The organism is Streptomyces sp. NPDC001889, assembly GCF_053594535.1.
On sequence record NZ_JBSFER010000022.1, the window covers coordinates 126,355 to 149,292 of the forward strand.

Annotated in this window: 22 protein-coding genes and 1 pseudogene; 11 read left to right on the plus strand and 12 right to left on the minus strand. The window is 71.5% G+C overall.

All coding sequences use genetic code 11. From position 1 onward, the window contains the following. Positions 1 to 12 precede the first annotated feature (12 nt). The 3 genes from ACWCRA_RS25450 to ACWCRA_RS25460 all read left to right on the plus strand — a co-directional run bounded on the left by ACWCRA_RS25450 (position 13) and on the right by ACWCRA_RS25460 (position 2,540). Positions 13 to 507 carry an ATP-binding protein gene (locus tag ACWCRA_RS25450; RefSeq protein WP_351557395.1) on the plus strand — a complete coding sequence of 165 codons (495 nt, stop codon included), beginning with the start codon at positions 13 to 15 and terminating at the stop codon, positions 505 to 507. Positions 508 to 813: 306 nt separating this feature from the next. Continuing rightward, a complete protein-coding gene (locus tag ACWCRA_RS25455) occupies positions 814 to 1,557 on the plus strand; it encodes a peptidase (RefSeq protein ID WP_351557397.1) in 744 nt (247 codons plus the stop codon). 2 nt (positions 1,558 to 1,559) lie between these two features. After that, positions 1,560 to 2,540, plus strand: coding sequence for a neocarzinostatin apoprotein domain-containing protein (locus ACWCRA_RS25460; RefSeq protein ID WP_451068686.1), 981 nt, complete (start codon positions 1,560 to 1,562; stop codon positions 2,538 to 2,540). Positions 2,541 to 2,638: 98 nt separating this feature from the next. On the opposite strand, the gene ACWCRA_RS25465 is transcribed toward ACWCRA_RS25460, so the two are convergent. Next, positions 2,639 to 4,138 carry a peptide MFS transporter gene (locus ACWCRA_RS25465; protein ID WP_351557401.1) on the minus strand — a complete coding sequence of 500 codons (1,500 nt, stop codon included), beginning with the start codon at positions 4,136 to 4,138 and terminating at the stop codon, positions 2,639 to 2,641. 496 nt (positions 4,139 to 4,634) lie between these two features. Between ACWCRA_RS25465 and ACWCRA_RS25470 the strand changes: the two genes are divergently transcribed. Next, positions 4,635 to 5,312, plus strand: a complete 678-nt coding sequence (locus ACWCRA_RS25470) for a response regulator transcription factor (protein WP_347730218.1) — start codon at positions 4,635 to 4,637, stop codon at positions 5,310 to 5,312. A gap of 641 nt (positions 5,313 to 5,953) precedes the next feature. On the opposite strand, the gene ACWCRA_RS25475 is transcribed toward ACWCRA_RS25470, so the two are convergent. The 3 genes and pseudogenes from ACWCRA_RS25475 to ACWCRA_RS25485 all read right to left on the minus strand — a co-directional run bounded on the left by ACWCRA_RS25475 (position 5,954) and on the right by ACWCRA_RS25485 (position 7,939). Then, positions 5,954 to 6,358 (minus strand): type II toxin-antitoxin system PemK/MazF family toxin, encoded by a 405-nt coding sequence (locus tag ACWCRA_RS25475; protein WP_451068687.1) that lies wholly within the window; start codon positions 6,356 to 6,358, stop codon positions 5,954 to 5,956. Positions 6,359 to 6,632: 274 nt separating this feature from the next. Beyond that, the gene (locus ACWCRA_RS25480) at positions 6,633 to 7,481 is read right to left on the minus strand and encodes a helix-turn-helix domain-containing protein (RefSeq protein ID WP_451068688.1); all 849 of its coding nucleotides are present in this window, start codon (positions 7,479 to 7,481) and stop codon (positions 6,633 to 6,635) included. A 21-nt stretch (positions 7,482 to 7,502) separates the two neighbouring features. After that, positions 7,503 to 7,939: pseudogene (locus ACWCRA_RS25485) on the minus strand (DUF6879 family protein). A gap of 229 nt (positions 7,940 to 8,168) precedes the next feature. On the opposite strand from ACWCRA_RS25485, the gene ACWCRA_RS25490 reads away from it, so the two are divergent. Together ACWCRA_RS25490 and ACWCRA_RS25495 are read left to right on the plus strand one after the other, a co-directional pair. After that, the gene (locus tag ACWCRA_RS25490) at positions 8,169 to 8,402 is read left to right on the plus strand and encodes a DUF397 domain-containing protein (protein ID WP_451068689.1); all 234 of its coding nucleotides are present in this window, start codon (positions 8,169 to 8,171) and stop codon (positions 8,400 to 8,402) included. Positions 8,403 to 8,508: 106 nt separating this feature from the next. Then, complete coding sequence (locus tag ACWCRA_RS25495) at positions 8,509 to 8,976, plus strand: hypothetical protein (RefSeq protein WP_451068708.1); 468 nt, start codon at positions 8,509 to 8,511, stop codon at positions 8,974 to 8,976. Positions 8,977 to 9,276: 300 nt separating this feature from the next. On the opposite strand, the gene ACWCRA_RS25500 is transcribed toward ACWCRA_RS25495, so the two are convergent. Further along, positions 9,277 to 10,452: an acyl-CoA dehydrogenase family protein gene (locus tag ACWCRA_RS25500; protein WP_351558189.1), complete on the minus strand. Its 1,176-nt coding sequence runs from the start codon at positions 10,450 to 10,452 to the stop codon at positions 9,277 to 9,279. A gap of 151 nt (positions 10,453 to 10,603) precedes the next feature. Here ACWCRA_RS25500 and ACWCRA_RS25505 point away from each other — a divergent pair, with 151 nt between their 5' ends. After that, positions 10,604 to 11,941: a UDP-glucose dehydrogenase family protein gene (locus tag ACWCRA_RS25505; RefSeq protein ID WP_351558191.1), complete on the plus strand. Its 1,338-nt coding sequence runs from the start codon at positions 10,604 to 10,606 to the stop codon at positions 11,939 to 11,941. Between the two features lie 147 nt (positions 11,942 to 12,088). Here ACWCRA_RS25505 and ACWCRA_RS25510 read toward each other — a convergent pair whose 3' ends face one another. Next, on the minus strand, positions 12,089 to 12,625 hold the full coding sequence (locus ACWCRA_RS25510; RefSeq protein ID WP_451068690.1) for a CGNR zinc finger domain-containing protein: 537 nt from the start codon (positions 12,623 to 12,625) through the stop codon (positions 12,089 to 12,091). A 117-nt stretch (positions 12,626 to 12,742) separates the two neighbouring features. On the opposite strand from ACWCRA_RS25510, the gene ACWCRA_RS25515 reads away from it, so the two are divergent. After that, positions 12,743 to 13,105, plus strand: a complete 363-nt coding sequence (locus ACWCRA_RS25515; RefSeq protein WP_351558195.1) for a VOC family protein — start codon at positions 12,743 to 12,745, stop codon at positions 13,103 to 13,105. A gap of 68 nt (positions 13,106 to 13,173) precedes the next feature. Here the strand turns inward: ACWCRA_RS25515 and ACWCRA_RS25520 are convergent, their stop codons facing one another. The 3 genes from ACWCRA_RS25520 to ACWCRA_RS25530 are packed head-to-tail and all read right to left on the minus strand — an operon-like array spanning position 13,174 to position 16,043. Further along, positions 13,174 to 14,370 carry a dipeptidase gene (locus ACWCRA_RS25520; protein WP_351558197.1) on the minus strand — a complete coding sequence of 399 codons (1,197 nt, stop codon included), beginning with the start codon at positions 14,368 to 14,370 and terminating at the stop codon, positions 13,174 to 13,176. A 6-nt stretch (positions 14,371 to 14,376) separates the two neighbouring features. Further along, the gene (purE, locus tag ACWCRA_RS25525; protein WP_351558199.1) at positions 14,377 to 14,907 is read right to left on the minus strand and encodes a 5-(carboxyamino)imidazole ribonucleotide mutase; all 531 of its coding nucleotides are present in this window, start codon (positions 14,905 to 14,907) and stop codon (positions 14,377 to 14,379) included. Next, positions 14,904 to 16,043 carry a 5-(carboxyamino)imidazole ribonucleotide synthase gene (locus ACWCRA_RS25530; RefSeq protein ID WP_351558201.1) on the minus strand — a complete coding sequence of 380 codons (1,140 nt, stop codon included), beginning with the start codon at positions 16,041 to 16,043 and terminating at the stop codon, positions 14,904 to 14,906. The genes purE and ACWCRA_RS25530 overlap by 4 nt, the downstream gene beginning before the upstream one ends. A 188-nt stretch (positions 16,044 to 16,231) precedes the next feature. Here ACWCRA_RS25530 and ACWCRA_RS25535 point away from each other — a divergent pair, with 188 nt between their 5' ends. Then, positions 16,232 to 16,747, plus strand: a complete 516-nt coding sequence (locus ACWCRA_RS25535; protein ID WP_351558203.1) for a GtrA family protein — start codon at positions 16,232 to 16,234, stop codon at positions 16,745 to 16,747. Between the two features lie 34 nt (positions 16,748 to 16,781). Here ACWCRA_RS25535 and ACWCRA_RS25540 read toward each other — a convergent pair whose 3' ends face one another. Together ACWCRA_RS25540 and ACWCRA_RS25545 are read right to left on the minus strand one after the other, a co-directional pair. After that, positions 16,782 to 18,050 carry an ATP-binding protein gene (locus ACWCRA_RS25540; RefSeq protein ID WP_351558205.1) on the minus strand — a complete coding sequence of 423 codons (1,269 nt, stop codon included), beginning with the start codon at positions 18,048 to 18,050 and terminating at the stop codon, positions 16,782 to 16,784. Between the two features lie 198 nt (positions 18,051 to 18,248). Further along, positions 18,249 to 19,490: an LCP family protein gene (locus ACWCRA_RS25545; protein WP_451068691.1), complete on the minus strand. Its 1,242-nt coding sequence runs from the start codon at positions 19,488 to 19,490 to the stop codon at positions 18,249 to 18,251. Between the two features lie 141 nt (positions 19,491 to 19,631). Here ACWCRA_RS25545 and ACWCRA_RS25550 point away from each other — a divergent pair, with 141 nt between their 5' ends. After that, positions 19,632 to 20,180, plus strand: a complete 549-nt coding sequence (locus ACWCRA_RS25550) for an acyl-CoA thioesterase (protein ID WP_351558207.1) — start codon at positions 19,632 to 19,634, stop codon at positions 20,178 to 20,180. Positions 20,181 to 20,192: 12 nt separating this feature from the next. On the opposite strand, the gene ACWCRA_RS25555 is transcribed toward ACWCRA_RS25550, so the two are convergent. After that, complete coding sequence (locus ACWCRA_RS25555; protein ID WP_451068692.1) at positions 20,193 to 21,689, minus strand: LCP family protein; 1,497 nt, start codon at positions 21,687 to 21,689, stop codon at positions 20,193 to 20,195. A 165-nt stretch (positions 21,690 to 21,854) separates the two neighbouring features. Here ACWCRA_RS25555 and ACWCRA_RS25560 point away from each other — a divergent pair, with 165 nt between their 5' ends. Next, positions 21,855 to 22,871 carry a glycosyltransferase family 2 protein gene (locus tag ACWCRA_RS25560; protein ID WP_351558209.1) on the plus strand — a complete coding sequence of 339 codons (1,017 nt, stop codon included), beginning with the start codon at positions 21,855 to 21,857 and terminating at the stop codon, positions 22,869 to 22,871. Positions 22,872 to 22,938: the final 67 nt, after the last annotated feature.

Genomic DNA, 22,938 nt, shown 5'->3' on the forward strand with positions numbered 1-22,938 from the left:
GGTGAAGCGCTGATGAGCACCACCCGGCCGCAGCAGCCGGGCGACCTCGGCCCCGAGCCGGACGATGTCGTCGCGGACGCTCCCTCCGGTGTGTCCGGAGGGGCGGTGCGGCGCATTGCCCTGGGCAGCGCCAGCGGCATCGTCCCCCTCGCCCGTGACTTCACCCGCCAGGCGCTGTACGACTGGGGCTGGCTGCCCGCGGCCACCGCCGACCGCAGAGCCGCGGCCGAGGATGTCCTGCTGGTCGTCTCCGAACTGGTCACCAACGCCTGTCTGCACGCCGAGGGCCCCGAGGAACTGACCGTGCGCTGCGAGAACAAGGTGCTGCGCCTGGAGGTCACCGACCGGGGCGCGGGCCAGCCCGCGCCCCGCACCCCGCACCGCGCGGGGCGGCCCGGTGGCCACGGCATGTTCATCGTCGAGCGGCTCTGCCTCGACTGGGGTGTCATCCGGGTGCCGGACGAGCCCGGAAAGACCGTGTGGGCGGAGCTGGCGGCGCCCGGATAGGGCCCGTTGCCCCTTGTACGGGGGCGGGCGCGGCCGTGCGGGGCCGCGCCCGCCCCTTTTCCGTACCCCTTTTCCGTACGCCTCCGTGCCCCCTCCGTGCCCCCTCCGTGCCCCTTTCCGGGGGTCCTCCCCCCGGGGCGGCGCGTCCGGGGGGAGGACCCCCGGACGCGCCGACTAGGCGCGCTCTTCGTCTTCCCTCTCCAGGTCTCCCGGCGTACCTTGAGCGCCCATCTGATGCCACGTCAGTAATCCCGGGCGGCGGCTTCGGACGGCAAGCGATGATCTCCGGCCTGAGGGGGCTCTGAGGTGAGATACCGGAAACGGACGGCTCTCCTGCTCGCGGCGGCGGTGACGGGCCCGGTGGTGCTGACCGCCGCCCCGGCCGCGCACGCCACCGTCGTCGATGTCGACTACAGGTGCCAGACCCCGATCGGGGTGAAGACCGCGGTCTCGCCGATCGACATCCGGGCCGTGAAGAGCGGCAGCTCGTACCAGCTGACGATGTCCTTCCGGAAGGGTGTCTCCTCCAGCCCGGTGGAGCTGGGCAAGGGGGCGATGAGTCCCAGCGCGAAGATCAGCCTGGGGGGCGCGGATTCGGGCACGGTCGCGGTGTCCGGGCCGGCGAACGCCGAGGCGATCCCCGCCAACACCGCCATCAAGATCAGCGATCTCTCCGGGACGTACACCCCGGGGAAGAGCGGGAAGGTCACGTTCACGGCCGGGGTGCTGACGATCAAGGCGCTCGGCACGACCACGACCTGCACGCCCCAGAACAGCCCGAAGCCGTCGCTGGAGCTGACGGTGACCGGCTCGGGTTCGGGCGGGTCGGACGGCTCCGGCTCCGGCGGCAGCGATTCGGGCGGTACGGATTCGGGCGGTACGGGTTCGGACGGCTCCGGCTCCGGCGGTACGGGCTCCGACGAGCTGCCCCGGACCGGCCCGCTGGACTCCGCGGTCGCGCTCGGCACGCTCGGCGGCACCGTGCTGCTCTCCGGGGCCGCCGGAGTGCTCTGGCTGACCAGGCGCGGCGGCCGGCGGACCACGGGCTGACGATGAGGGCGCCCCGCCTCCGCCTCCGTCCCCGCCTCCCGGGGGCGCCCCCGCGTCCGCCCGCCCCCCTGGGTCCCCCCGTCCTGCTCTGCCTGTGCGCCCTGCTGCTCCTGGTGGCCTGCGCGGGGCCCGCCCCGGCGGCGGAGAGCCCGCCCTCGGTCCGGCTCTCCGCCGAGCGGGCCGCCGAGGGCGAGGAGATCACCGTCAGCGGCGGCGGATGGCGGCCCCGGGCCCTGCTCACCCTGCTCATCTGCGGACAGAACATGATCGGCGGAACCAACAGCTGCGCCAACGCCCAGGGCCGCACGGTCACCACCGACAGCGCGGGCGGCTTCAGCGGAAAGCTCCCCGTCGCCGTGCCTCCCCGGCCCTGCCCCTGCGTCGTCCACGCGGCGGCCGTCACCGCCGACCGGGCCGCGGCGGACGCCCCCCTCACCGTCACCGGCCACCCCACCGCGCCGCTCCCGCGCCCCCCGGACGGAAAGCTCGCCGTGTTGACCGCCGCCCGCCTCGAAGGCGACTCCGGCGTCCTGGTCCTCTTCGGCGCCCCGCCCGCCCGGCGGCTCGTCCTCACCGTCGGCAACCTCGGCACCACCCCCGTGCGGGACCCCGTCTTCCGGATCGGCACCGCGCACGGCGTCTACGCGCCCCGGTGGGAGGAGCGGCGCTGGCGCGGCACGATCCAGCCCGGCCGCAGAGCCCTGGTCGCCCTGCCGGTGGAGCTGTCGGCGGGAGCCCACGGCGACTACGCCGTCTCGGTGCGGTACGGCGGCCGGACGCTCGTGTCGCGGCCCTGGGAGGTGCCCAGGCCCTGGGGGGTCACCGCGTTCTGGGTGCTGCTCGCCGTGGTCGTACCGGCGGCCCTGTTCCGTATCGGCATGGCCGCCGTCGACCGGGTGCGCCCCCGGACCCCCGCCCGCCCCGCTCCGGGCGCCCCGGGGGCGGCCCCGCCGAGGTCCGCCTCCGGGAGACCGGGGTGCTGACCGTACGGCCGCACGCAGGGAGAAGGGCCCGCCGCACCGGTACGGAACCGGTGCGGCGGGCCCTCGCCGGCCTCGGTGGCCTCGGGCTCGTGGAGCCGTCAGTTCACTCCGCCGAGGAGCGGCTTCACCTTCCGGCGCATCATGAAGATCGCGACACCCGCGAGGGCGGCGATCACACCCTGGCTGGCGAACCAGCCCTGGGTGTCGGTCGGCGCGCCGAGGAGCTGGAGCAGCGCGATCACCGAGTTGCCCGCGGTCAGCGCGAGGAACCAGACGCCCATCATCTGGGCGGCGTACTTCTGCGGGGCGAGCTTGGTGGTCAGCGACAGGCCGACCGGGGAGAGGCACAGCTCACCGACGGTCTGCATGAAGTAGACCGTGACCAGCCACATCGGGGAGACCTTGGCATCGCCGGCCGCGAGGCCCTGCGCCACCATCATCACGCCGAACGAGCCGCCGACCAGCACCAGCGCCAGGGCGAACTTGGAGAGCGTGCTCGGCTCCCTGTCGCGCTTGAAGAGCGCCACCCACAGCATCGCGAAGACCGGCGCGAGCGCCATCACGAAGAGCGGGTTCAGGGACTGGAACCAGGTCGTCGGGAACTCGAAGCCGAAGAGCGTGGGCTCGGTGTCGTTCTTCGCGAAGAGCGAGAGCACCGAACCGGTCTGGTCGTAGATCGCCCAGAACGCGGCGGCGGCGACGAAGAACCAGATGTACCCCGACATCCGGGCCCGCTCCAGCGTCGACAGGTCCTTGTCCCGCCTGATGCGGAACAGGTACCACGTCGGCAGCAGCAGACCGAGGATGGTCAGCGGCCACAGCACCCAGTCGACGGTGAACGCGCCCGAGAGACCGACGACCGCGTACGCGGCGACCGCGACGCCCAGCCAGATCAGCGCCTTCCGGACGAGCGCGGAGCGCTCCTCGGCGGTCAGCGGCGAGGGCACGACCCGGGACTCCTCGCTCAGATTGCGGAAGCCCAGGAAGTAGAAGACCAGACCGATCGCCATACCGACACCGGCCATCGCGAAGCCGAGGTGCCAGTCGACCTTCTGACCCACCCAGCCGATGGTGAGCGGGGCGAAGAAGGCACCGAGGTTGATGCCCATGTAGAAGATCGTGAAGCCGCCGTCGCGGCGGGGGTCGTTCTTGTCGGTGTAGAGCTGGCCGACCATCGTCGAGATATTGGCCTTGAGCAGGCCCGATCCCGCGGCGATGAACGCCAGACCGATGAAGAACGAGACACTGGCGGGGACGGCCAGCAGGAAGTGGCCGGTCATGATGATCACGCCGGCGATGGCCGTCGCCTTGCGCGCGCCCCACACCCGGTCGCCCAGCCAGCCGCCCGGGAGGGCGAGCAGGTAGACCATGGCGTTGTAGACGGAGTAGATCGCGACCGCTGTCGCGTCCTTCATGCCGAGTCCACCGTCGGCCACATTCGTGGCCAGGTAGAGCACGAGCAGAGCCCGCATTCCGTAGAAGCTGTACCGCTCCCACATCTCGGTCATGAACAGATTGGCCAGGCCGCGGGGGTGGCCGAAGAAGGTCTTCTCGGCGGCGGCGGAGCCGGCCGAGTCCTTCGTCAGGCTTGACGCCATGGACGTTCCTTGCTGTCGGGACGCGCTGCTTCGGTGAGCGGGACGCGCCCGGTGGGGGTGACCGGCACCGGTACGGGAACTGCCCCACCCCACGCCCGGGAGGTTCGCTCCGGCACGGCCGGAGGCGGGAGGACAAGTCCGCAACGGGATCCACACCCCGGGGGCGACTTTGCGCCCGGGGCCCGGCCCACAGGTCATTCACTGTCTGCGGGCCCGGTATCTCCGGACCCGCGCACAGAAGAGACCCTTGGCTCGCCACCGCTGCCGACTGCTGGCTTGTTGCGCGGCAGGCCAAAGGTCTCCGTGTAGTGCTACAGGCGTACTCGACACCATACGACATGACAGTGTCGGATAAGGAAGGACTTGAGACACGGATCACAGGTGGCCGTGGAACCGTATGCCCCTAATCGAAGGTCGTAGTCATGATCGAACCCACGACTTACAGGGGTTGTGGATCATGCCCCGGTGTGAACGTCCCGCGGACTACCATCACTCCATGACCCGTGTACTGCTCGCCGAGGACGACGCTTCCATCTCCGAGCCGCTGGCCCGCGCACTGCGCCGGGAGGGGTACGAGGTCGAGGTGCGGGAGGACGGCCCGGCCGCGCTCGACGCGGGGCTCGCGGGCGGTGTCGATCTGGTGGTGCTGGATCTCGGCCTGCCGGGGATGGACGGCCTGGAGGTCGCGAGGAGACTCCGCGCCGAGGGCCACACGGTGCCGATCCTGGTGCTGACGGCCCGCGCCGACGAGGTCGACACCGTCGTCGGGCTCGACGCCGGGGCGGACGACTACGTGACCAAGCCCTTCCGCCTGGCGGAGCTGCTGGCCCGGGTGCGCGCCCTCCTCCGCCGCGGCGCGACCGAGCCGGCCCCGGCCCCGGCGACGCACGGGGTGCGGATCGACGTGGAGTCGCACCGGGCCTGGATGGGGGAGGAGGAGCTCCAGCTGACCGCGAAGGAGTTCGACCTGCTGCGGGTCCTGGTGCGGGACGCGGGCCGCGTGGTCACCCGCGATCAGCTGATGCGGGAGGTCTGGGACACGACGTGGTGGTCGTCCACCAAGACCCTCGACATGCACATCTCCTGGCTCCGCAAGAAACTCGGCGACGACGCGGCGAACCCCCGCTACATCGCGACGGTCCGCGGGGTCGGCTTCCGCTTCGAGAAGAGCTGACCCCCGCGGGGGGCCTGATCCACAGCCCCCCGCTCTGTTCCGTGCGGCCCCGGCGAACCCGGCCCTCGCGGTGGCCTGGGTGCCACCCTCCACCCGCCCTGCCCGGGGTGGTTCCGGGGGCCTGGGCAAACCCGGCTGGTCCGGCGTGCGGGGTCCATCCACCCCGCGCTTCCGGGGCCTTGGGCAAACCCGGCTGGTCCGGCGTGCGGGGTCCATCCACCCAGCGCTTCCGGGGCCTTGGGCAAACCCGGCTGGTCCAGCGCGTGCGGTCCATCCACCCAGCGCTTCCCAGGGGCCTGGGCAAACCCGGCCTCGCTGGTCTTTGAGCCGCACCACCTCAGCCTCGCCGGAATGTGAGCCGCATCCCCAGCCTCTCCGGCGGGCTGAGGCACGAATTCCAGCCCCGCCGGCGTTTGAGGCGCGGGGGTTCGGGGGCCGGCCCCCGACCGTGGCCCGCACCGTGCGGGGTCCTGTCGCACAGGGTCCGTCCTCCAACTCCCCCAGAGCTGCCTCTGGGAGGTGCCCCCGGACGGGCCAGGGGCGGCCGCCCCTGTCGTGGGGCGGGGCCCGGCGCTCGGGGCTGGGCACCCCCGTCGGTGGCGGCAGGTGGCCGGCCTCGCGAGCGTCGGCTCCTCCTCCGCCTACCCGAGTTCACCGAGACGGAGGGCATCCCTCATCCCGCCGAGCTTCTCGGCCGTGACCGGAGTCCGCTCCTGCGCCTGCTCAGCGAGCCGGAGGGCGTCGTCGATCTCGCTGAGCTTCACGGAGGACAGGACGGCCGCCCGCTCGATCAGGTCGCCCCGGTACACCGTGGTCAGCCAGGTGCACGGCGTGAAGCCCGGACGCGGGAACGCGAGCCGCAACACGCCTTCGAACGGCAGCCCTTCACCGGCGCCGACCGGCACCTCGATGCCCAGACCGCTGATGTCGACACCCGCAGGAGCGACGACCTGCATCACCCGGATCGCGGACGTGTCGTCTCCCGACAGCAGTACGACCAACCTCCGCTCGTCGAACTGGACCCACCAGACTTCGCCACGTCGCACAAATCCTCCGGACACATGACGGCAGGCAGACCCCGCGCGCCCCTGACGCGCTGTGGAGACGGGTGCGGCCACCGTTGATCATCGGAGTGTGCAGACCGGGCCGCCGGCCACAGCGTAGCCCCGCCCGCCGGCAGGAGGTGTTCGAGTGCCTGATGGCCCGGATCGCGGGCCGGTTCGCACGGAACGCCACGCGCCGCGCGGGAAGAAGCGGCACCGGCAGACGATCCCCGGCGTGAGGCACCCGGCTGCCGGGAAGCACGCTTGCCGGGCGGTCCTACGCCAGGAGTGTGCGACGAGCCACCGTGATCAGGCGCTGGGCGTCGGCGCCGTAGAGGGCGGACTCGTTCAGGCTCTGCCACACCCGCTGGTACGTCGTGACCGTGGGCGCGTCGTCCAGCCAGAGTTCCGCGTGCCAGTCCTCGGTGATGGCAAGCCTGCTGTCGATGATCCAGAACGAGTTGGCCGGCGGGATCGTCACGGGCGCTTCGAGCGGGACTATGCCGAGAGACACGGTGTCCATGCCGATCAGGCCCGACAGCCGGTCGAGCTGCGCGGCGAGGACCGGCGGTGGGCAGATGCGGGTACGCAGGGCCGCCTCCCACATCAGGAGCCTGAACCGGTGGCCCGGCTCATGGATCCACTCCTGACGCTTGAGGCGGGCGCGCACGGCGTCGTCGGTGTCCCTCGGTGACTTCTGAAGACCCGAGTAGGCGGTGAACACATGCCTGGCGTAGTCGGCTGTCTGAAGCATCCCGGAGACCATGGTGTTCTCCCAGGTGTGGATCTCCCGGGCCTGCGCCACCAACGCGTTCCACGTCTCCTGTACAGGGCGGTGGCCGGACGCGAGCTGGCGGTGCCAGGAGCGCACGCGAGACTCGAAACTCCTGAGCTGTGTGCGCAGCTCCTCGAAGGACTCCGGCTGCCCGGTCGCGTCCGCCCAAGCCCGCAGATCCTCGACAGTGGCGGTCTGGCGTCCGTTCTCCAGCTTGGACACCTTGCTCTGCGTCCAGCCGAGCCGTTCGGCGAGAGCGATACCGGTGAGTCTGACGCCGGGACTTGACTCACGAAGCTCTCTGAGCCGCAGCCCGAGAGCGCTCCGCGCCTGCTGGAAGTCCGTACTCACCCGGTACCGCTCCGCCCTTCGCTATCCGGTCACGGCCGGCCCGGCCGCGAACTTCTCATGGGGAACGGCGTGGTGCCATGCCGCCTCCCGCACCAGAGACCGCCGTACCACCTCGGCGGGTTCGGTGATGAGCTCGACGTCCACGAGCTGATCCTCTGCGTCGAAGTTGAGCAGTGCCACGATCCGGGAGTCAAACAGCCATTAAGGTTTTCGAACTCGTCCAGGCCGATGATCCTCGCCTGCCGGTTCGTGTCCTTCGGTGTGTAGTCCACGAGCAGGTCACGGGGAACCACGACGGCCACTTCACCTTCGGACAGGTGCTGGAGCTGTCGAAGGTCGCTGGGATCGGTGAGCGGTGTTCCGTGCACGATGACCTCGCCACTCCCGAGGTCCTCGTGCACGGCGGGGCATCCGGTTCCACCGCTGTTCGTCCCGTTGAATCGCAGCGTGCGTGCCATCTGAGGCCATCCTTTCCATGGGTGCGCCACAGCACAAGATCGGTCTGTGTGCTCAGCGTCCCTGCCCTCGCGCGGGAATGTCGAGGGATGGAGGGGCCTCTCGTGAGAATAATCGAGAATCATTTCCCCGCACCGAACTCCGGGATTCTAAAGTCCGGTTCACGGAATGCGGAATCAGCCACTGAACGGTCGAGCCTGCGGCTGTTCAAGTGATCAGGAAGGAATGTCAATGCAGAACGGAATCGATCTGTACACGCTCACTATCGAAGGCGTGGTGTTCATGAAGGCCTGCGGCGGCAACACCCATCCGGACGGCGAGGCATGCGTCACCCTCGCCGGGATCGGCCCGGACGCCTGGGCCGTGGGTGACAGCAAGCGCCCCCGCGCCGAGCCGCTGAGGTTCACCACCGCTGAGCTGGAGGCAGCCGGTATCGACCCGGCGCGGTTCGGTCTGTCTGCCTGACGGTCGTCGCCCGCGCTCCACCGGCTCCGACTCGGTTCCTCCGAGACCCGGAGCCGGTAGCGCACCCGCCACACCCTTCCCGCGCCGAAGCCGAATGGGACGACAGTTGCACCACCATGGATATCTGTGGGCCGGACCGAAGCGGCGGTTCGACGACGAGGCGCTGAGGCGGCCTCCGCACCCCGGCGCGCCTCCGGCGGACGGAAGGCCGGAGTTGGTCCAGCGCCACAACGAGGCGCGGGCGGAGTTTCCCGTTGTGGACCTCCCACCGCTCGAAACAGCGAACTGGCTCATCAAGCCCGCGGAACTGGTGCGCGGCACCTGGGATGAGCCGAAGGAAGCGGCGGAATGGCTCGGGGAACAGCTCGCCGGCTACGCCCCCCGGTTCGCCTCGGAGTCGGATCGGGACAGCACCTGGCTGGCGATACTGGCCGGCTCGGCCGCCGAGCGGCTGGGGTGGGGCGGGGACGTCTCCCTCGGCTTCTACCTTGAGCGGCCCTCGTTCCTCTCTCTGGCGCTGGCGTGCTGCTCCCCGAATCGGACTTCTCCCGCGATGGACTGCCCGCTCCGGTAGTCCACCGGCAGCGAGCCCAGGCCCATCCCAGAGGAAGCCGGGGATCACATCGGATACGTGGACGCGGAAGGTCCTGGTCCGTTGGTACAGGTCACCGGTGCTCTCCTGGAGCCTCCGGAGGCCGGTTCGCCGCAGTCTCCTCCTCCACTCCACTCCACACGCGCATCGGCGGACTGGCGGTTGGCCGCGATCAGATCCGGGGCCCGGCCCTCTGCGGCACCGGCCCGGGCAAGGAACGCCCCCGCCGCGCCGGGCCGGGGCGTTCACCCGAGATATGGCCGCTGACCTGCTAAAAGGTCGCTACGGCAGGTTGCGGGCCATCACGATCCGCTGGATCTGATTCGTCCCCTCGTAGATCTGCGTGATCTTCGCGTCGCGCATCATCCGCTCCACCGGGTAGTCCCGGGTGTACCCGTACCCCCCGAGGAGCTGCACGGCGTCGGTGGTCACCTCCATCGCCACATCCGAGGCGAAGCACTTGGCCGCCGCGCCGAAGAAGGTCAGATCGCCGTCGACGCGCTCGGACTTGGCTGCGGCCGAGTAGGTGAGCTGGCGGGCGGCCTCCAGCTTCATCGCCATGTCGGCGAGCATGAACTGCACGCCCTGGAAGTCCGCGATGGGCTTGCCGAACTGCTTGCGCTCCTGGACATAGCCCTTGGCGTAGTCGAGGGCGCCCTGGGCGATGCCGAGGGCCTGGGCCGCGATGGTGACGCGGGTGTGGTCCAGGGTCTTCATGGCGGTGGCGAAGCCGGTGCCCTCCGCGCCGATCATGCGGTCGGCGGGGATGCGGACGTTGTCGAGGTAGACCTCGCGGGTGGGGGAGCCCTTGATGCCGAGCTTCTTCTCGGGGGCGCCGAAGGAGACCCCCGGGTCCGACTTCTCCACCACGAACGCGGAGATCCCCTTGGAGCGCTTCCCGGGGTCGGTGACGGCCATGACCGTGTAGTACTCGGAGACCCCGGCGTTGGTGATCCACCGCTTCACCCCGTCGAGGACGTAGTGGTCGCCGTCGCGCACGGCCCTGGTCTTCATGCCGGCCGCGTCCGAGCCCGCGTCCGGCTCGGAGAGACAGTACGAGAACATGGCGCGGCCCTCGGCGAGCGGGCGCAGGTACTTCGCCTTCAGCTCCTCGGAGCCGGAGAGGATCACCGGGAGCGAGCCGAGCTTGTTCACGGCGGGGATCAGCGAGGAGGAGGCGCAGACCCGGGCGACCTCCTCGATGACGATCACGGTGGCGAGCGCGTCGGCCCCGGCGCCGCCGTACTCCTCCGGTACGTGGACCGCGTGCAGATCCCCGGCGACCAGGGCGTCCAGCGCCTCCTGCGGGAAGCGGGCCTCCTCGTCCACGGCTGCGGCGTGCGGGCCGATCTTCGCCTCGGAGAGGGAGCGGATGGCGTCGCGGAGGGCGTCGTGCTCCTCGGACGGGCGGTACAGGTCAAAGTCCGACTTACCGGTCGATCCAGCCACGTCACTCACTCCCCAGAAGCGCTAACTACCGTTAAGTAACCAATTTTAGGGGCCGGGCCCCGCACGGGCATACGTGACCTTGGCGACAGCCACACATGTGCCCTTCCGGGCCCCCGACTATGCTCGGACCGCCTCCCCCTCGACTTCTCTGGAGCACCGCATGGCCCTCAGGATCACTGTGATCGGCACCGGCTACCTCGGCGCGACGCACGCGGCGGCCATGGCGGAGCTGGGGTTCGAGGTGCTCGGCCTCGATGTGGTGCCCGAGAAGATCGCGATGCTCTCGGCGGGCCGGGTGCCGATGTACGAGCCGGGGCTCGAAGAGCTGCTGGCCCGGCATGTCGCGGGGCTGGAGGGATCGAGCGGACGGCTGCGGTTCACGGATTCGTGGGAGGAGGTCGCGGAGTTCGGCGATGTCCACTTCGTCTGTGTGAACACCCCGCAGAAGCACGGGGAGTACGCCTGTGACATGTCGTACGTCGATGCCGCCTTCGCCACCCTCGCGCCCCTGCTGACCCGGCCCGTGCTGGTGGTCGGCAAGTCGACCGTGCCCGTGGGCAGCGCAGCCCGGCTGGCCCGGCTGCTGGACGAGCGGGCCCCGGGCGATGTCGAGCTGGCGTGGAACCCGGAGTTCCTGCGCGAGGGCTTCGCCGTCGACGACACCCTGCACCCGGACCGGATCGTGGCGGGGGTCGCGGGGGAACGGGCGGAGAAGCTGCTCCGGGAGGTCTATGCCACGCCGATCGCCGAGGGGTCGCCCTTCGTGGTGACCGACTTCCCGACGGCCGAGCTGGTGAAGACCTCGGCCAATTCCTTCCTGGCGACGAAGATCTCCTTCATCAACGCGATGGCCGAGGTCTGCGAGGCGGCCGGCGGTGATGTGGTGAAGCTGGCCGAGGCGATCGGGCACGACGAGCGCATCGGCTCGAAGTTCCTGCGGGCCGGGATCGGCTTCGGCGGCGGCTGTCTGCCGAAGGACATCCGCGCCTTCATGGCGCGCGCCGGTGAGCTGGGTGTCGACCAGGCGCTGACCTTCCTCCGCGAGGTCGACTCGATCAATATGCGCCGGCGCGGCCACATGGTGGAGCTGGCGCGGGAGGCGGTGGGCGGGGGCTCGTTCCTCGGGAAGCGGGTGGGTGTGCTGGGCGCCGCCTTCAAGCCCGACTCGGACGACGTCCGGGACTCGCCCGCGCTGAATGTGGCCGGGCAGATCCACCTCCAGGGCGGGCAGGTGACGGTCTACGACCCCAAGGGCATGGCGAACGCACGGCGGCTCTTCCCGACACTGGGGTACGCGGAGACGGCGCTGGAGGCGGTGCGCGGCGCGGATGTGGTGCTGCATCTGACGGAGTGGCGCGAGTTCCGCGAGCTGGACCCGGCGGAGCTGGGCGAGGTCACGACGAGCCGGATCGTGCTGGACGGGCGGAACGCGCTGGACCCGGTGAAGTGGCGGGGCGCGGGCTGGACCTACCGGGCGATGGGCCGCCCGAGCGCCTGACACCCGGGCGCCTGACGCCCGGGAGCACGGGCGCGGGCGCCGCACACCCAGGGCTCCCGGCCGCCAAGGCGCCGGGCCGCTCAGGTTCCCGCACACCCAAGGCTCCCGCCACACGCAGGGCCCCGGCCCGCCCACGCCCCGGCCGGCTCAAGCCCCGGGCCGCCCGGCCCCCGGCGGAGTGCGGCGCGCCCGGTAGGTACGCATCTTGGCGCGTGACCCGCACACGGACATCGAGCACCAGCGGCGGCGGCCCGCCGGGCTCCGGTCCCAGTACACCCAGCGGCAGGTGTCGGACTCGCACGCCTTGAGCCGCGCCCAGGTGCCGTCCGCGACGGCGGCGGCCACGGCTGCGGCGACCCGGGACGCCAGCGGGGCCGGGTCGGCGGGGCGCAGTGCCGCCGTGCCGTCGTCCGAGACCGTGATCAGCAGGGGCGCGGCGGCGAGGAGCCGGCCCAGCTCCGCCGGTGACACCGCGCCCGGCAGGCGGTGTCCGGCGTGGACGAGCGCGGCCGAGCGCAGGGCCTCGCGCAGCTCGCGCGCGTCCGCCACCCCGGCCTCGGTGAGCCCGAAGGGCGCGCGGCCCGCCTCGGTGTCGAGTTCGTCCGCCCCGGTCGCGAGGTCCAGGGAGTTGACCAGGGCCTCTATCAGGGTGAGCGCGCCGGGGGTCGCGGCTGCCTCTGTCATGGTTGCGACGTTACCTCTCATGGGGCAGCATGCGGTAACAGCAGCAGTTACCCCTTGAGGGCGGTGAGCCGGTAACCAGTCACTGGTGGCGGGGCCGCCCCTTCCGGAGAGGACACCATGGCCATCGCCACGCTCGGAACCGTCGTACTGGACTGCCCGGACCCGGTCGGGCTGGCCGGCTTCTACCAGCGGATGCTGGGCGGAGAGGTGAAGGTGTCGGAGAGCGACTGGGTGGAGCTGGTGGGCATCCCCGGCGTTCCGATCTCCTTCCAGCTCGCCCCGGACCATGTGCCGCCCCGCTGGGGCTCGCCGGAGGCGCCGCAGCAGTTCCATCTGGATCTGATGGTCCCGGACCTGGACACGGCGGAGGCGGAGATCCTCGCGCTGGGCGCGAAGCCGCTGGACACGGCGGACCACACCCGGGCCTGGCGGGTCTTCCAGGACCCGGCGGGCCACCCGTTCTGTCTCTGCGCGGAGTGACCGAGGGGGGCTGACAGAGAGAAAGGGGGGTACGGGTGGGACCCGTACCCCCCCTCAACGGCCGCCGCTCAGGAGTCCAGCTCCGCGAGGGTCGCGTTCGACGGGCCCCGGCGGGCACGGGTCTCCCGGGCCACCGACTCCGCGTCCCGCAGCACACGCACCGCGTTCTGCCAGGTCAGCTTGGACAGCTCGGGCTCGGACCAGCCCCGGCGCAGCAGTTCCGCGACAAGGTTCGGATATCCGGCGACATCCTCCAGACCGGCCGGTGTGAAGGCCGTGCCGTCGTAGTCCCCGCCGATGCCGATGTGGTCGACGCCCGCCACCTCGCGCATGTGGTCGAGATGGTCCGCGACCGTGGACGCGGTGGCGACCGGCCGGGGATGCGCCTCCTCGAAGTCGGCGTGCACCCTCATCGCCTCCGGGACGGTGTCCAGGTGGTGGAAGCCGTGCGCCCGCAGATTCTCGTCGGCCGCGCGGGTCCACTCGACGGCGGCCGGCAGGATGAACTTCGGTACGAAGGTGACCATCGCGACCCCGCCGTTGCCCGGCAGCAGCGCCAGCACGTCGTCGGGGACATTGCGCACATGGTCGCAGACCGCCCGCGCGGAGGAGTGGGAGAAGATCACCGGCGCGGACGAGGTCTCCAGCGCGTCCCGCATGGTCGTGGCCGCCACGTGCGAGAGGTCCACCAGCATGCCGAGCCGGTTCATCTCGCGGACGACCTCACGGCCGAAGGCGGAGAGCCCGCCCACACCGGGCTCGTCGGTGGCGGAGTCCGCCCACGGGACGTTGTCGTTGTGGGTGAGCGTCAGATAGCGCACCCCCAGGTCGTACAGCGCGCGCAGGGTGGCCAGGGAGTTGTTGATGGAGTGGCCGCCCTCCGCCCCCATCAGCGAGGCGATCCGGCCCTCGGCGCGCGCCCGCTCCATGTCGTCGGCGGTCAGCGCGGGCGCCAGGTCCCCGGGGTAGCGGGCCAGCAGCTGGCGTACGCCGTCGATCTGCTCCAGGGTGGCGCTGACCGCGTCGTCGCCGGACATCCCGCACCGCACGTACACCGACCAGAACTGCGCGCCGACGCCCCCGGCCCGCAGCCGGGGGATGTCCGTGTGCAGCACACCGGTGCGGTCGGCGGCGATGTCGAGCCGGTCCAGGTCGTAGCGGACGTGCTCGCGCAGCGCCCAGGGGAGGTCGTTGTGGCCGTCGACCACGGGGTGCGAGGCGAGCAGTTCGCGCGCCCTGCCGAGAAGTTCGGGGGTGGGTTCCATGGCGGACTACTTCCCGAAGCCGAAGGAACCCGCACCCTCGGTCTTCGCCCGGAGCCGTTTGCCCTTCTCGGTGGCCTGGTCGTTCAGCACCTGCTGGAACTCCCGCATCCGGGCCAGCAGCTCGGGGTCCTGCACGGCGAGGATGCGCGCCGCGAGCAGGCCCGCGTTCCGCGCTCCGGCGACGGAGACGGTGGCGACCGGGACCCCGGCCGGCATCTGCACGATCGACATCAGCGAGTCCATGCCGTCCAGATACTTCAGCGGCACCGGCACGCCGATCACCGGCAGCGGGGTGACGGAGGCGAGCATGCCCGGCAGATGGGCTGAGCCGCCCGCGCCCGCGATGATCGCCTTCAGTCCCCGGGAGTCCGCGCCCTCTCCGTACGCGATCATCTCGCGCGGCATCCGGTGCGCGGAGAGGACATCGACCTCGTAGGGGATCTCGAACTCGGCGAGGGCGTGCGCCGCCGCCTCCATGACCGGCCAGTCGGAGTCGGAGCCCATCACAATGCCAACAAGCGGGGTGGTGCTGCTCATTCGGTGATCGTTCCTCTGAGGTAGTCGGCCGCGTGGCGGGCGCGCTCGCGGACCTCCGCGAGATCGTCGCCGAAGGTGTTGACATGGCCCACCTTGCGGCCCGGTTTCACGTCCTTGCCATACATATGGATCTTGAGCTGGGGGTCGCGGGCCATGCAGTGCAGATACGCGCCGTACATGTCCGGGTAGTCACCGCCCAGCACATTGCACATGACCGTCCAGGGCGCGCGGGGGCGCGGATCACCGAGCGGGAGATCGAGCACGGCCCGGACATGGTTGGCGAACTGCGAGGTCACCGCGCCGTCCTGGGTCCAGTGCCCGGAGTTGTGCGGGCGCATCGCCAGCTCGTTGACGAGGATGCGGCCGTCCGAGGTCTCGAACAGCTCCACCGCGAGATGCCCGACGACACCCAGCTCGGCGGCGATGGTGAGCGCCAGCCGCTGCGCCTGGCCGGCGAGTGCCTCGTCCAGCCCGGGAGCGGGGGCGATCACCGTGTCGCAGACGCCGTCGACCTGCTGGGACTCCACCACGGGGTAGGCGACGGCCTGGCCGTGCGGGGAGCGGACGATGTTCGCGGCCAGCTCGCGGGTGAAGTCCACCTTCTCCTCGGCGAGCACGGGCACGCCCGCGCGGAACGGCTCCGCCGCGTCGGCCGGCGTGCGCACGAACCAGACGCCCTTGCCGTCGTAGCCGCCGCGCACGGTCTTGAGGATGACGGGGAAGCCGCCGACCTCCTCGGCGAACGCCGCCGCGTCGGCCGGGTCGGCGACGATGCGGTGCCGGGGGCAGGGCACCCCCAGCTCGGTGAGCCGGGCGCGCATCACCCCCTTGTCATGGGCGTGGAGCAGCGCGTCGGGGCCGGGGCGCACGGGGATGCCGTCCGCCTCCAGGGCCCGCAGATGCTCGACCGGGACATGCTCGTGATCGAAAGTGATCACATCGCAGCCCTGTGCGAAGGCCCGCAGCGTGGCCAGATCGCGGTAGTCGCCGATGACGACATCGCCGACCACCTGCGCCGCGGAATCCTGCGCGCTGTCACTGAGGAGCTTGAAACGAATGCCGAGGGGGATGCCCGCCTCGTGGGTCATACGGGCGAGCTGACCGCCGCCGACCATGCCGACTACCGGGAACGTCACGCCCTCAGGATATCGGCCGCGCCGCGCCGGGCATCGGCCCGTATCCGTCCGGTACGCACCGTCCTCCTCGGGCGCACACACGGTCACGGACCCGCCACACCATCGTCCGGGCGCCCGGGCGGGGCCCCTGGGCGCTGGTTAGCATGACGGGGTTGGCGATGTCGATCCGATGGGGCTGGACTCTCACTATGAGTGAACGTGGCGGAGCGCTGCGCACGCGGTTCAACCAGCTCATGCGCGAAGTCGCCAAGTTCGGGGCGGTGGGGGGCGCGGGGGTCATCGTCAACCTCGCCGTCTTCAACCTGACGCGGGCGGCCACCGAGCTGCCCGTGGTGCGGGCGTCGCTGGTGGCGAACGCGGTGGCCATCGTCTTCAACTACCTGGGGTACCGCTACTTCACCTACCGGGACCGCGAGAAGACCGGGCGGACCCGGGAGATGTCGCTGTTCATGTTCTTCAGCGCCATCGGCATGGTGATCGAGAACGGGATTCTCTACGTGGCGACCTACGGGTTCGGCTGGGACAGCCCGCTCCAGAGCAATGTCTTCAAGTTCCTCGGGATCGGCGTCGCGACACTCTTCCGCTTCTGGTCCTACCGGACCTGGGTGTTCCGGGCACTGCCGGCCCGGGAGGCCGTGCAGACGGCCGAATCGTTCCTGGAGCAGGGCCGGGCGGAGCCCGGCGCGGTGGCTCCGCGCCCCTGAGCCTCCGCCGGCGCCTCCGGCCGGGGCTCCGGGCTCAGCGGACCGTGGGCCGCTCCTCCTCCTTGCGGGGGCGGGCGACCCGGCTGAGGAAGAGCGCGAACACCGGGGGGTGCTGCTGGAGCATCTCCAGCCGGCCGCCGTCGGCCTCCGCGAGATCGCGGGCCACCGCGAGGCCGATGCCGGTGGAGTTCCGGCCGCTGATGGACCGCTCGAAGATCCGCGCACCGAGGTCGGCGGGGACGCCCGGGCCCTCGTCGGTCACCTCGATCACGGACTGATTGCCGGTGACCCGGGTGCGGAGCGCCACGGTGCCGCCGCCGTGCATCAGCGAGTTCTCGATCAGCGCCGCCAGCACCTGGGCGACGGCGCCCGGGGTGCCGACCGCGCGCATCCCCTGCTTCCCGGAGCAGACCAGGGCGCGCCCGGCGCTGCGGTACGCGGACCGCCACTCGGCCATCTGCTGCTTCACCACCTCGTCCAGATCGAAGGCGATGGCGGAGCCGGTCCGGGGATCGCGGGAGTTGGTGAGCAGCCGCTCCACGACATCGGTGAGCCGCTCCACCTGGGTGAGGGCGATGTTCGCCTCCTCCTTCACGGTCGCCGGGTCATCGGTCGCGGAGATCTCCTCCAGGCGCATCGACAGGGCGGTGAGCGGGGTCCGCAGCTGATGGGAGGCGTCGGCGGCGAGCCGGCGCTCGGCGGTGAGCATCCGGGCGATCCGCTCGGCGCTGGCGTCCAGCACATCGGCGACCCGGTCCAGCTCGGGGACGCCGTAGCGGCGGTGGCGGGGGCGCGGGTCGCCGCGCCCGAGGCGTTCGGCGCTCTCGGCGAGGTCGGTGAGCGGGGAGGCGAGACGGTTGGCCTGGCGGACCGCGAGCAGGATCGCCGCGACGATCGCGATCACCGCGACGCCGCTGATGATCAGGAGGCTCTCGCCGACCTCCCGGGTGATGGCGGAGCGCGGCTCCTCGACGGTGACGAGTTCGTTCTGCTCGCCCCTCGCCCTGCCCGTGAGGACACCGCCGGTGGGCCGTTCGCCGATCTCGATGGGCGCGCGCCCGGGGATCTCGATGAGCGCGTACCGCTTGGCGGCGCCCTGCTCGGCGAGGATCGCGGGGTTGACGGGCTCACCTCCGATGAGGAGCCCGTCGACGATGCTGGCGAGGCGGATGGCCTCGGACTCGACGCGTTCCTGGGCGCTCTCGGAGATGGTGCGGGTCTCGACGAGGACGAGGGAGATACCGAAGACGGCGATCACGACGAGGACGACGGCGAGGGTGGAGTTGATGAGTCGTCGGCGCACGGCGGCCCTCCGGGCGGGATACGGATTCTGCGCCCCGAGCCTATGCCGCCCGGCCCGCCCCGGGGCCCCGCGCCGGCCCCCGGCCCCCGGAGGTTCCGCGCCGCCCGGCCCAGGAGAGGGGCCCGCCCCGGTCACCCCGGTGCGGGCCCTCACCGCCGTACAGGACCTGCGGAACACACGGAGCGTACGGAACCGGGGTCAGTTGCCCGGCACCGTCACCTTCTCGTCGTTCCTGATCTGCTTCACGATCTGGGCGACCTTCGCCTTGTCCCAGACCAGGTTCCCGCCCCGGCTGCCCGCGACCGGCATGTTCATCGAGGTGCCGTCGCCGCCGGTGACCCCCTTCATCGCGAAGAACATCTGGCTCAGGTCCCACAGCGACATGTCCTTGTCCACCACCAGCGTGTCCAGGCCCGCGCCCATCACCGGGTAGAGCTTGAACGGGTTCAGGATCGTGCCGGGGGTCGCCGTCTGGCCGGCCAGCGCCGCCAGGAACTTCTGCTGGTTCTTCGTCCGCGCGAGATCCGCGTCCGGGAACGCGTACCGGGTGCGGACGAACGCGAGCGCCTGCTCGCCGTCGAGGAGCTGCTTGCCCGCCTCGAAGTCGGCGCCCGACTTCTTGTCCTTGAACGCCTTCGGGATGTCCAGCTCCACCCCGCCGATCGCGTCCACCACCTGGGCGAAGCCCGCGAAGCCGATCTCCGCGTAGTGGTCGATGCGCAGATGCGTGTTGTGCTCGACCGTGCGCACCAGCAGCTCCGGGCCGTCCTCCGCGTACGCGGCGTTCAGCTTCACCCTGCGGCCCTCGGCCGGGAAGAGCTTGCCGGACTGCGACCCCTTGAACGAGGGGATCTCCACATCCGAGTCGCGCGGCAGCGAGATCATCGTGGTGCCGCCGGAGCAGTCGGCGAGGATCATCATCGAGTCGGTCCGCTTGCCCTCCGCCGACCCGGTCCGCAGCCGCTTCTTCTCCTCGGCCGACATCCCCTTGCGGCTGTCCGAGCCGACGATCAGATACGTCGTGCAGTCGTCTTCCCCCGGGCGCTCGATGACCTTGGAGAGATCGACCTCGCGCCGCACCTTGCCGTCGGCCCAGAAGTAGGTGCCGACGGTGACCACCAGAAGCGTCCCCACCAGCACCAGCGAGCCGATCTTTATCCGGCGGCGCCAGTCGACCGGCCCGCGCGGCGGGCCCGCCGGGGGCGGGGGACCGGCCGGGGAGCCCGGGGCCCGGTATCCGCCGCCGTCGTGACCGCCGGCCGGGGAGCCGTAGACCTGGCCCGTGTTGTAGCCGCTGTCGTAGGGGGCGCCGTGGCTGTCCTCGTACCCCTGCGACTGCTGCTGGGGGACCGGCCGCCGCCGCACATGGGGCATCGCCCGGGCGCCCTCGGGCTCCGGGCCCTGGCTGCCGCGTCCGTATCCACTGGGCCATTCGTTCATGACGGTAAGTGTGCCGGGTCACAGAGGCTCCCCGACAGGCCGGGTGGCGAATAGGACCGGGCCTGTTGCCAAGCTGATGCAATGTGCCGGCCGCGCGCCCGCGGCGGCCCCGCCGCACCGGCCCCGCTTAGGGTGGAGACCATGACAGACCACCCCCACCATCCGGACCCGGCGATCGGCGGGAAGCCCACATCGGCCTCCCGCACCACGCTGAGCCACATCATGACGGCCGCGGACACCAACCTCCTGGGGACGGTGCACGGCGGTGTGATCATGAAGCTGGTGGACGACGCCGCGGGCGCGGTCGCGGGCCGGCACTCCGGCGGCCCCGCCGTGACGGCCTCGATGGACGAGATGGTCTTTCTGGCGCCGGTCCGCGTCGGCGACCTCGTCCATGTCCGCGCCCAGTGCAACTGGACGGGGCGCAGCTCCATGGAGATCGGTGTCCGGGTGCTCGCCGAGCGCTGGAACGAGTCGACCCCCGCCCAGCAGGTCGGCTCCGCCTATCTGGTCTTCGCCGCGGTCGACGGCGACGGAAAGCCCCGGCCCGTGCCCCCGGTGCTCCCCGAGGACGAGCGCGACCGCCGCCGCTACCAGGAGGCCCAGATCCGCCGCACCCACCGGCTCGCCCGCCGCCGCGCGATCAAGGAGCTGCGGGAGCGGCGCACCGCCGACGGCATCGTCGACTGACACCGGGCCCGCTCAGGGGCAGGTCACCTGGTCGCCGGTGACCGCGCCGAACTCGCCCTGGAGGGCGTCCTGCGCCCGCACCGGCACCACCCCCCGGAAATCCTCCCCCGCCGTCACCCGCAGTGTTCTGCCCTGCCCCGGCACGGGCCGCAGCTCGCACCCGCGCAGCGCGGTGGCCAGCGAGCGGGCCGAGCGGTCCCAGCGAGGGTCGTACGAGACGAAGGTGCGCTCCGCCGGCTCCTCGCCGCCGCCGTTCAGCGGGGCGCGCGTGGTGGCGAAGCCGGTCGCCCGCAGCGCGACGTCCACCGTGCGCCCCAGACCGTCCCGGTGGGTCCCGTTGTAGACCTGCACCCGGATCTGCTGCGGGGAGACATCCACCAGCGTCGCCCGCCGCTGTGTGCGCGCCGGCGCCAGCGGCCTGTCCTCCCGGATCATCCGGAAGAGCCGCCCCGCCTTGGCGGTGTCCCACTTCACGGCGGAGCCGACGCCCGGCACCGTACCCATCGAACCGATCGGTACGGAGGTGAACTCCGACGACGCCGCCGAGAACCCGCGCATCGCCCGGCCGAGCGCCAGCATCTGTTCCCTGCCGAAGTCCTTATCGGCCCGTACGGAGCCGAGCAGGGTGGAGGTGATCTCGCGGAAGCGCACCGGGTTCAGCAGCATCCCGCTGCTGGTGACCCGCTCGATCAGCGCGGCCACGAACCGCTGCTGGCGCTGCATCCGGCCCAGGTCGGAGGCGACGTCGACATGGCGGGAGCGCACGTACTGGAGGGCCTGGCCGCCGTCGAGCCGGTGGGAGCCCGCCGGGAGGTCCAGACCGGTGTAGCGGTCCTTCATCGGCTGTGTCGTGCAGATCTCGACCCCGCCGACGGCGTCCACCGTCCTCATGAAGCTGGTGAAGTCGACCTCCAGATAGTGGTCGATCTTCACCTTGGTCATGTGCTCGACCGTCCGCACGGTCAGCGCGGGCCCGCCCTCCGCGTAGGCCGCGTTCAGCTTCACCGGGTGCGCGGGCCGCTTGGTGCCCGTGGCCCGGTCCGTGTGGGCCGGGATCTCGGCGTAGCTGTCGCGCGGCAGGCTCACCACGCTCGCCCGCCCGCTGTCCCGGGAGATGTGCACCAGCATGATCGTGTCGGTGCAGTGGCAGGGCGCCCCGCCGAGCCGGTACTTCTCCTTCTCCTCCGGGGTGATCCGCTCGCGTCCGTCGGTGCCGACGAGCAGCAGATTCAGCCCGTCCCCCGGCTCGGGCCTGTTCTTCATGTCGCGGAACGGGTCCACCCGGTCGATCCCGGTGTCCAGGCTGGTGAGCGCCGCGTGCCCGATCACGCCCGCGCCCAGCACCAGCATCGACAGCGCGGTCGCCACCCGCAGCCCCCAGCGGGGTCTCGCGACCACCGGCCGTCTGGTCCTGGGCCCGGGATTGGGCCGGGGACGGGGGGAGCGGGACGGCGTGGGCACGAGGGGGACACCTCCGCGGGCGACGGGGGGAGGGGCCGTCCGCGGCACGGCGGACCGCGGCGGGCACGGGCGGACACCGGGGGATCGCGGGCGGACGACAGACGAGCGGCGAACGGGGGAACGAGCACACGGTAGGCCCATACGATCGGCTGCCCGCGCCATGGGCCGGGCGCCGCGCGTCCGTGTCCCCCATTCGCGGTAACGTGGCGACCGATGAACGCCACGCCCCCTGTCTCCGTGATCATGCCGGTCCTCAACGAGGAGCGGCATCTGCGCAACTCCGTCCGTCACATCCTCCAGCAGGAGTACGGCGGCGAGATGGAAGTGGTGATCGCGCTCGGGCCGTCCACGGACCGCACCGACGAGATCGCCGCCGAGTTGGTGCGGGAGGACCCCCGGGTCCAGACCGTGCCCAACCCCACCGGCCGGACCCCCGCCGCCCTCAACGCCGCGATCAAGGCATCACATCACCCGATCGTGGTACGGGTCGACGGGCACGGCATGTTGTCGGCGAACTACATCGCCACCGCCGTCCGGCTCCTGGAGGAGACCGGCGCCCAGAACGTCGGCGGCATCATGCACGCCGAGGGCGAGAACGACTGGGAGCGCGCCGTCGCCGCCGCGATGACATCGAGGATCGGCGTGGGGAACGCCGCCTTCCACACCGGGGGTGCGGCCGGGCCCGCCGAGACCGTCTATCTGGGGGTCTTCCGGCGCGAGGCGCTGGAGCAGCAGGGCGGCTACAACGTGGAGTTCATCCGCGCCCAGGACTGGGAGCTGAACTTCCGCATCCGCGAGGCGGGCGGCGGGATCTGGTTCTCACCGGAGCTGAAGGTGGGCTACCGGCCCCGGCCCTCCGTCCGCGCGCTCGCCAAGCAGTACAAGGACTACGGCCGCTGGCGCCATGTCGTCGCCCGCTACCACGCCGGCTCGATCAATCTCCGCTATCTCGCCCCGCCGGTCGCCGTCTGCGCGATCGCGGCGGGGCTGGTGGTGGGCGCGGTCCTCACCCCCTGGGGCCTGATCGTCCCCGGCGGCTATCTGGCCGCGATCACCGCCGGCTCGGTCCCGGCGGGCAAGGGGCTGCCGCTCCGGGCCCGGCTCCAGATCCCGGTGGCGCTGGCGACCATGCACATGTCGTGGGGCTTCGGCTTTCTGACCAGCCCCAGGTCCCTGGCGAGGAAGGTCATCGCGAGCCGCCGCCCGGCGGTCCGGGCGACGGCGAACTGAAGCCGGCTCCCCTCCCGTCCGGCGGCCTCGGAGAGCCGGGCGCACCTGCGGTCTCGGCGGCTCCGGA

What these genes read in the sequence shown, in the direction of transcription:
- ACWCRA_RS25505 (WP_351558191.1), top strand. Translation starts at nt 10,604, where the DNA reads ATGGCCCTCAGGATCACTGTGATCGGCACCGGCTACCTCGGCGCGACG.
- ACWCRA_RS25520 (WP_351558197.1), bottom strand. Translation starts at nt 14,370, where the DNA reads ATGGAACCCACCCCCGAACTTCTCGGCAGGGCGCGCGAACTGCTCGCC.
- ACWCRA_RS25450 (WP_351557395.1), top strand. Translation starts at nt 13, where the DNA reads ATGAGCACCACCCGGCCGCAGCAGCCGGGCGACCTCGGCCCCGAGCCG.
- purE (WP_351558199.1), bottom strand. Translation starts at nt 14,907, where the DNA reads ATGAGCAGCACCACCCCGCTTGTTGGCATTGTGATGGGCTCCGACTCC.
- ACWCRA_RS25535 (WP_351558203.1), top strand. Translation starts at nt 16,232, where the DNA reads ATGAGTGAACGTGGCGGAGCGCTGCGCACGCGGTTCAACCAGCTCATG.
- ACWCRA_RS25550 (WP_351558207.1), top strand. Translation starts at nt 19,632, where the DNA reads ATGACAGACCACCCCCACCATCCGGACCCGGCGATCGGCGGGAAGCCC.
- ACWCRA_RS25490 (WP_451068689.1), top strand. Translation starts at nt 8,169, where the DNA reads ATGCAGAACGGAATCGATCTGTACACGCTCACTATCGAAGGCGTGGTG.
- ACWCRA_RS25560 (WP_351558209.1), top strand. Translation starts at nt 21,855, where the DNA reads ATGAACGCCACGCCCCCTGTCTCCGTGATCATGCCGGTCCTCAACGAG.
- ACWCRA_RS25510 (WP_451068690.1), bottom strand. Translation starts at nt 12,625, where the DNA reads ATGACAGAGGCAGCCGCGACCCCCGGCGCGCTCACCCTGATAGAGGCC.
- ACWCRA_RS25515 (WP_351558195.1), top strand. Translation starts at nt 12,743, where the DNA reads ATGGCCATCGCCACGCTCGGAACCGTCGTACTGGACTGCCCGGACCCG.
- ACWCRA_RS25460 (WP_451068686.1), top strand. Translation starts at nt 1,560, where the DNA reads ATGAGGGCGCCCCGCCTCCGCCTCCGTCCCCGCCTCCCGGGGGCGCCC.
- ACWCRA_RS25470 (WP_347730218.1), top strand. Translation starts at nt 4,635, where the DNA reads ATGACCCGTGTACTGCTCGCCGAGGACGACGCTTCCATCTCCGAGCCG.
- ACWCRA_RS25465 (WP_351557401.1), bottom strand. Translation starts at nt 4,138, where the DNA reads ATGGCGTCAAGCCTGACGAAGGACTCGGCCGGCTCCGCCGCCGCCGAG.
- ACWCRA_RS25545 (WP_451068691.1), bottom strand. Translation starts at nt 19,490, where the DNA reads ATGAACGAATGGCCCAGTGGATACGGACGCGGCAGCCAGGGCCCGGAG.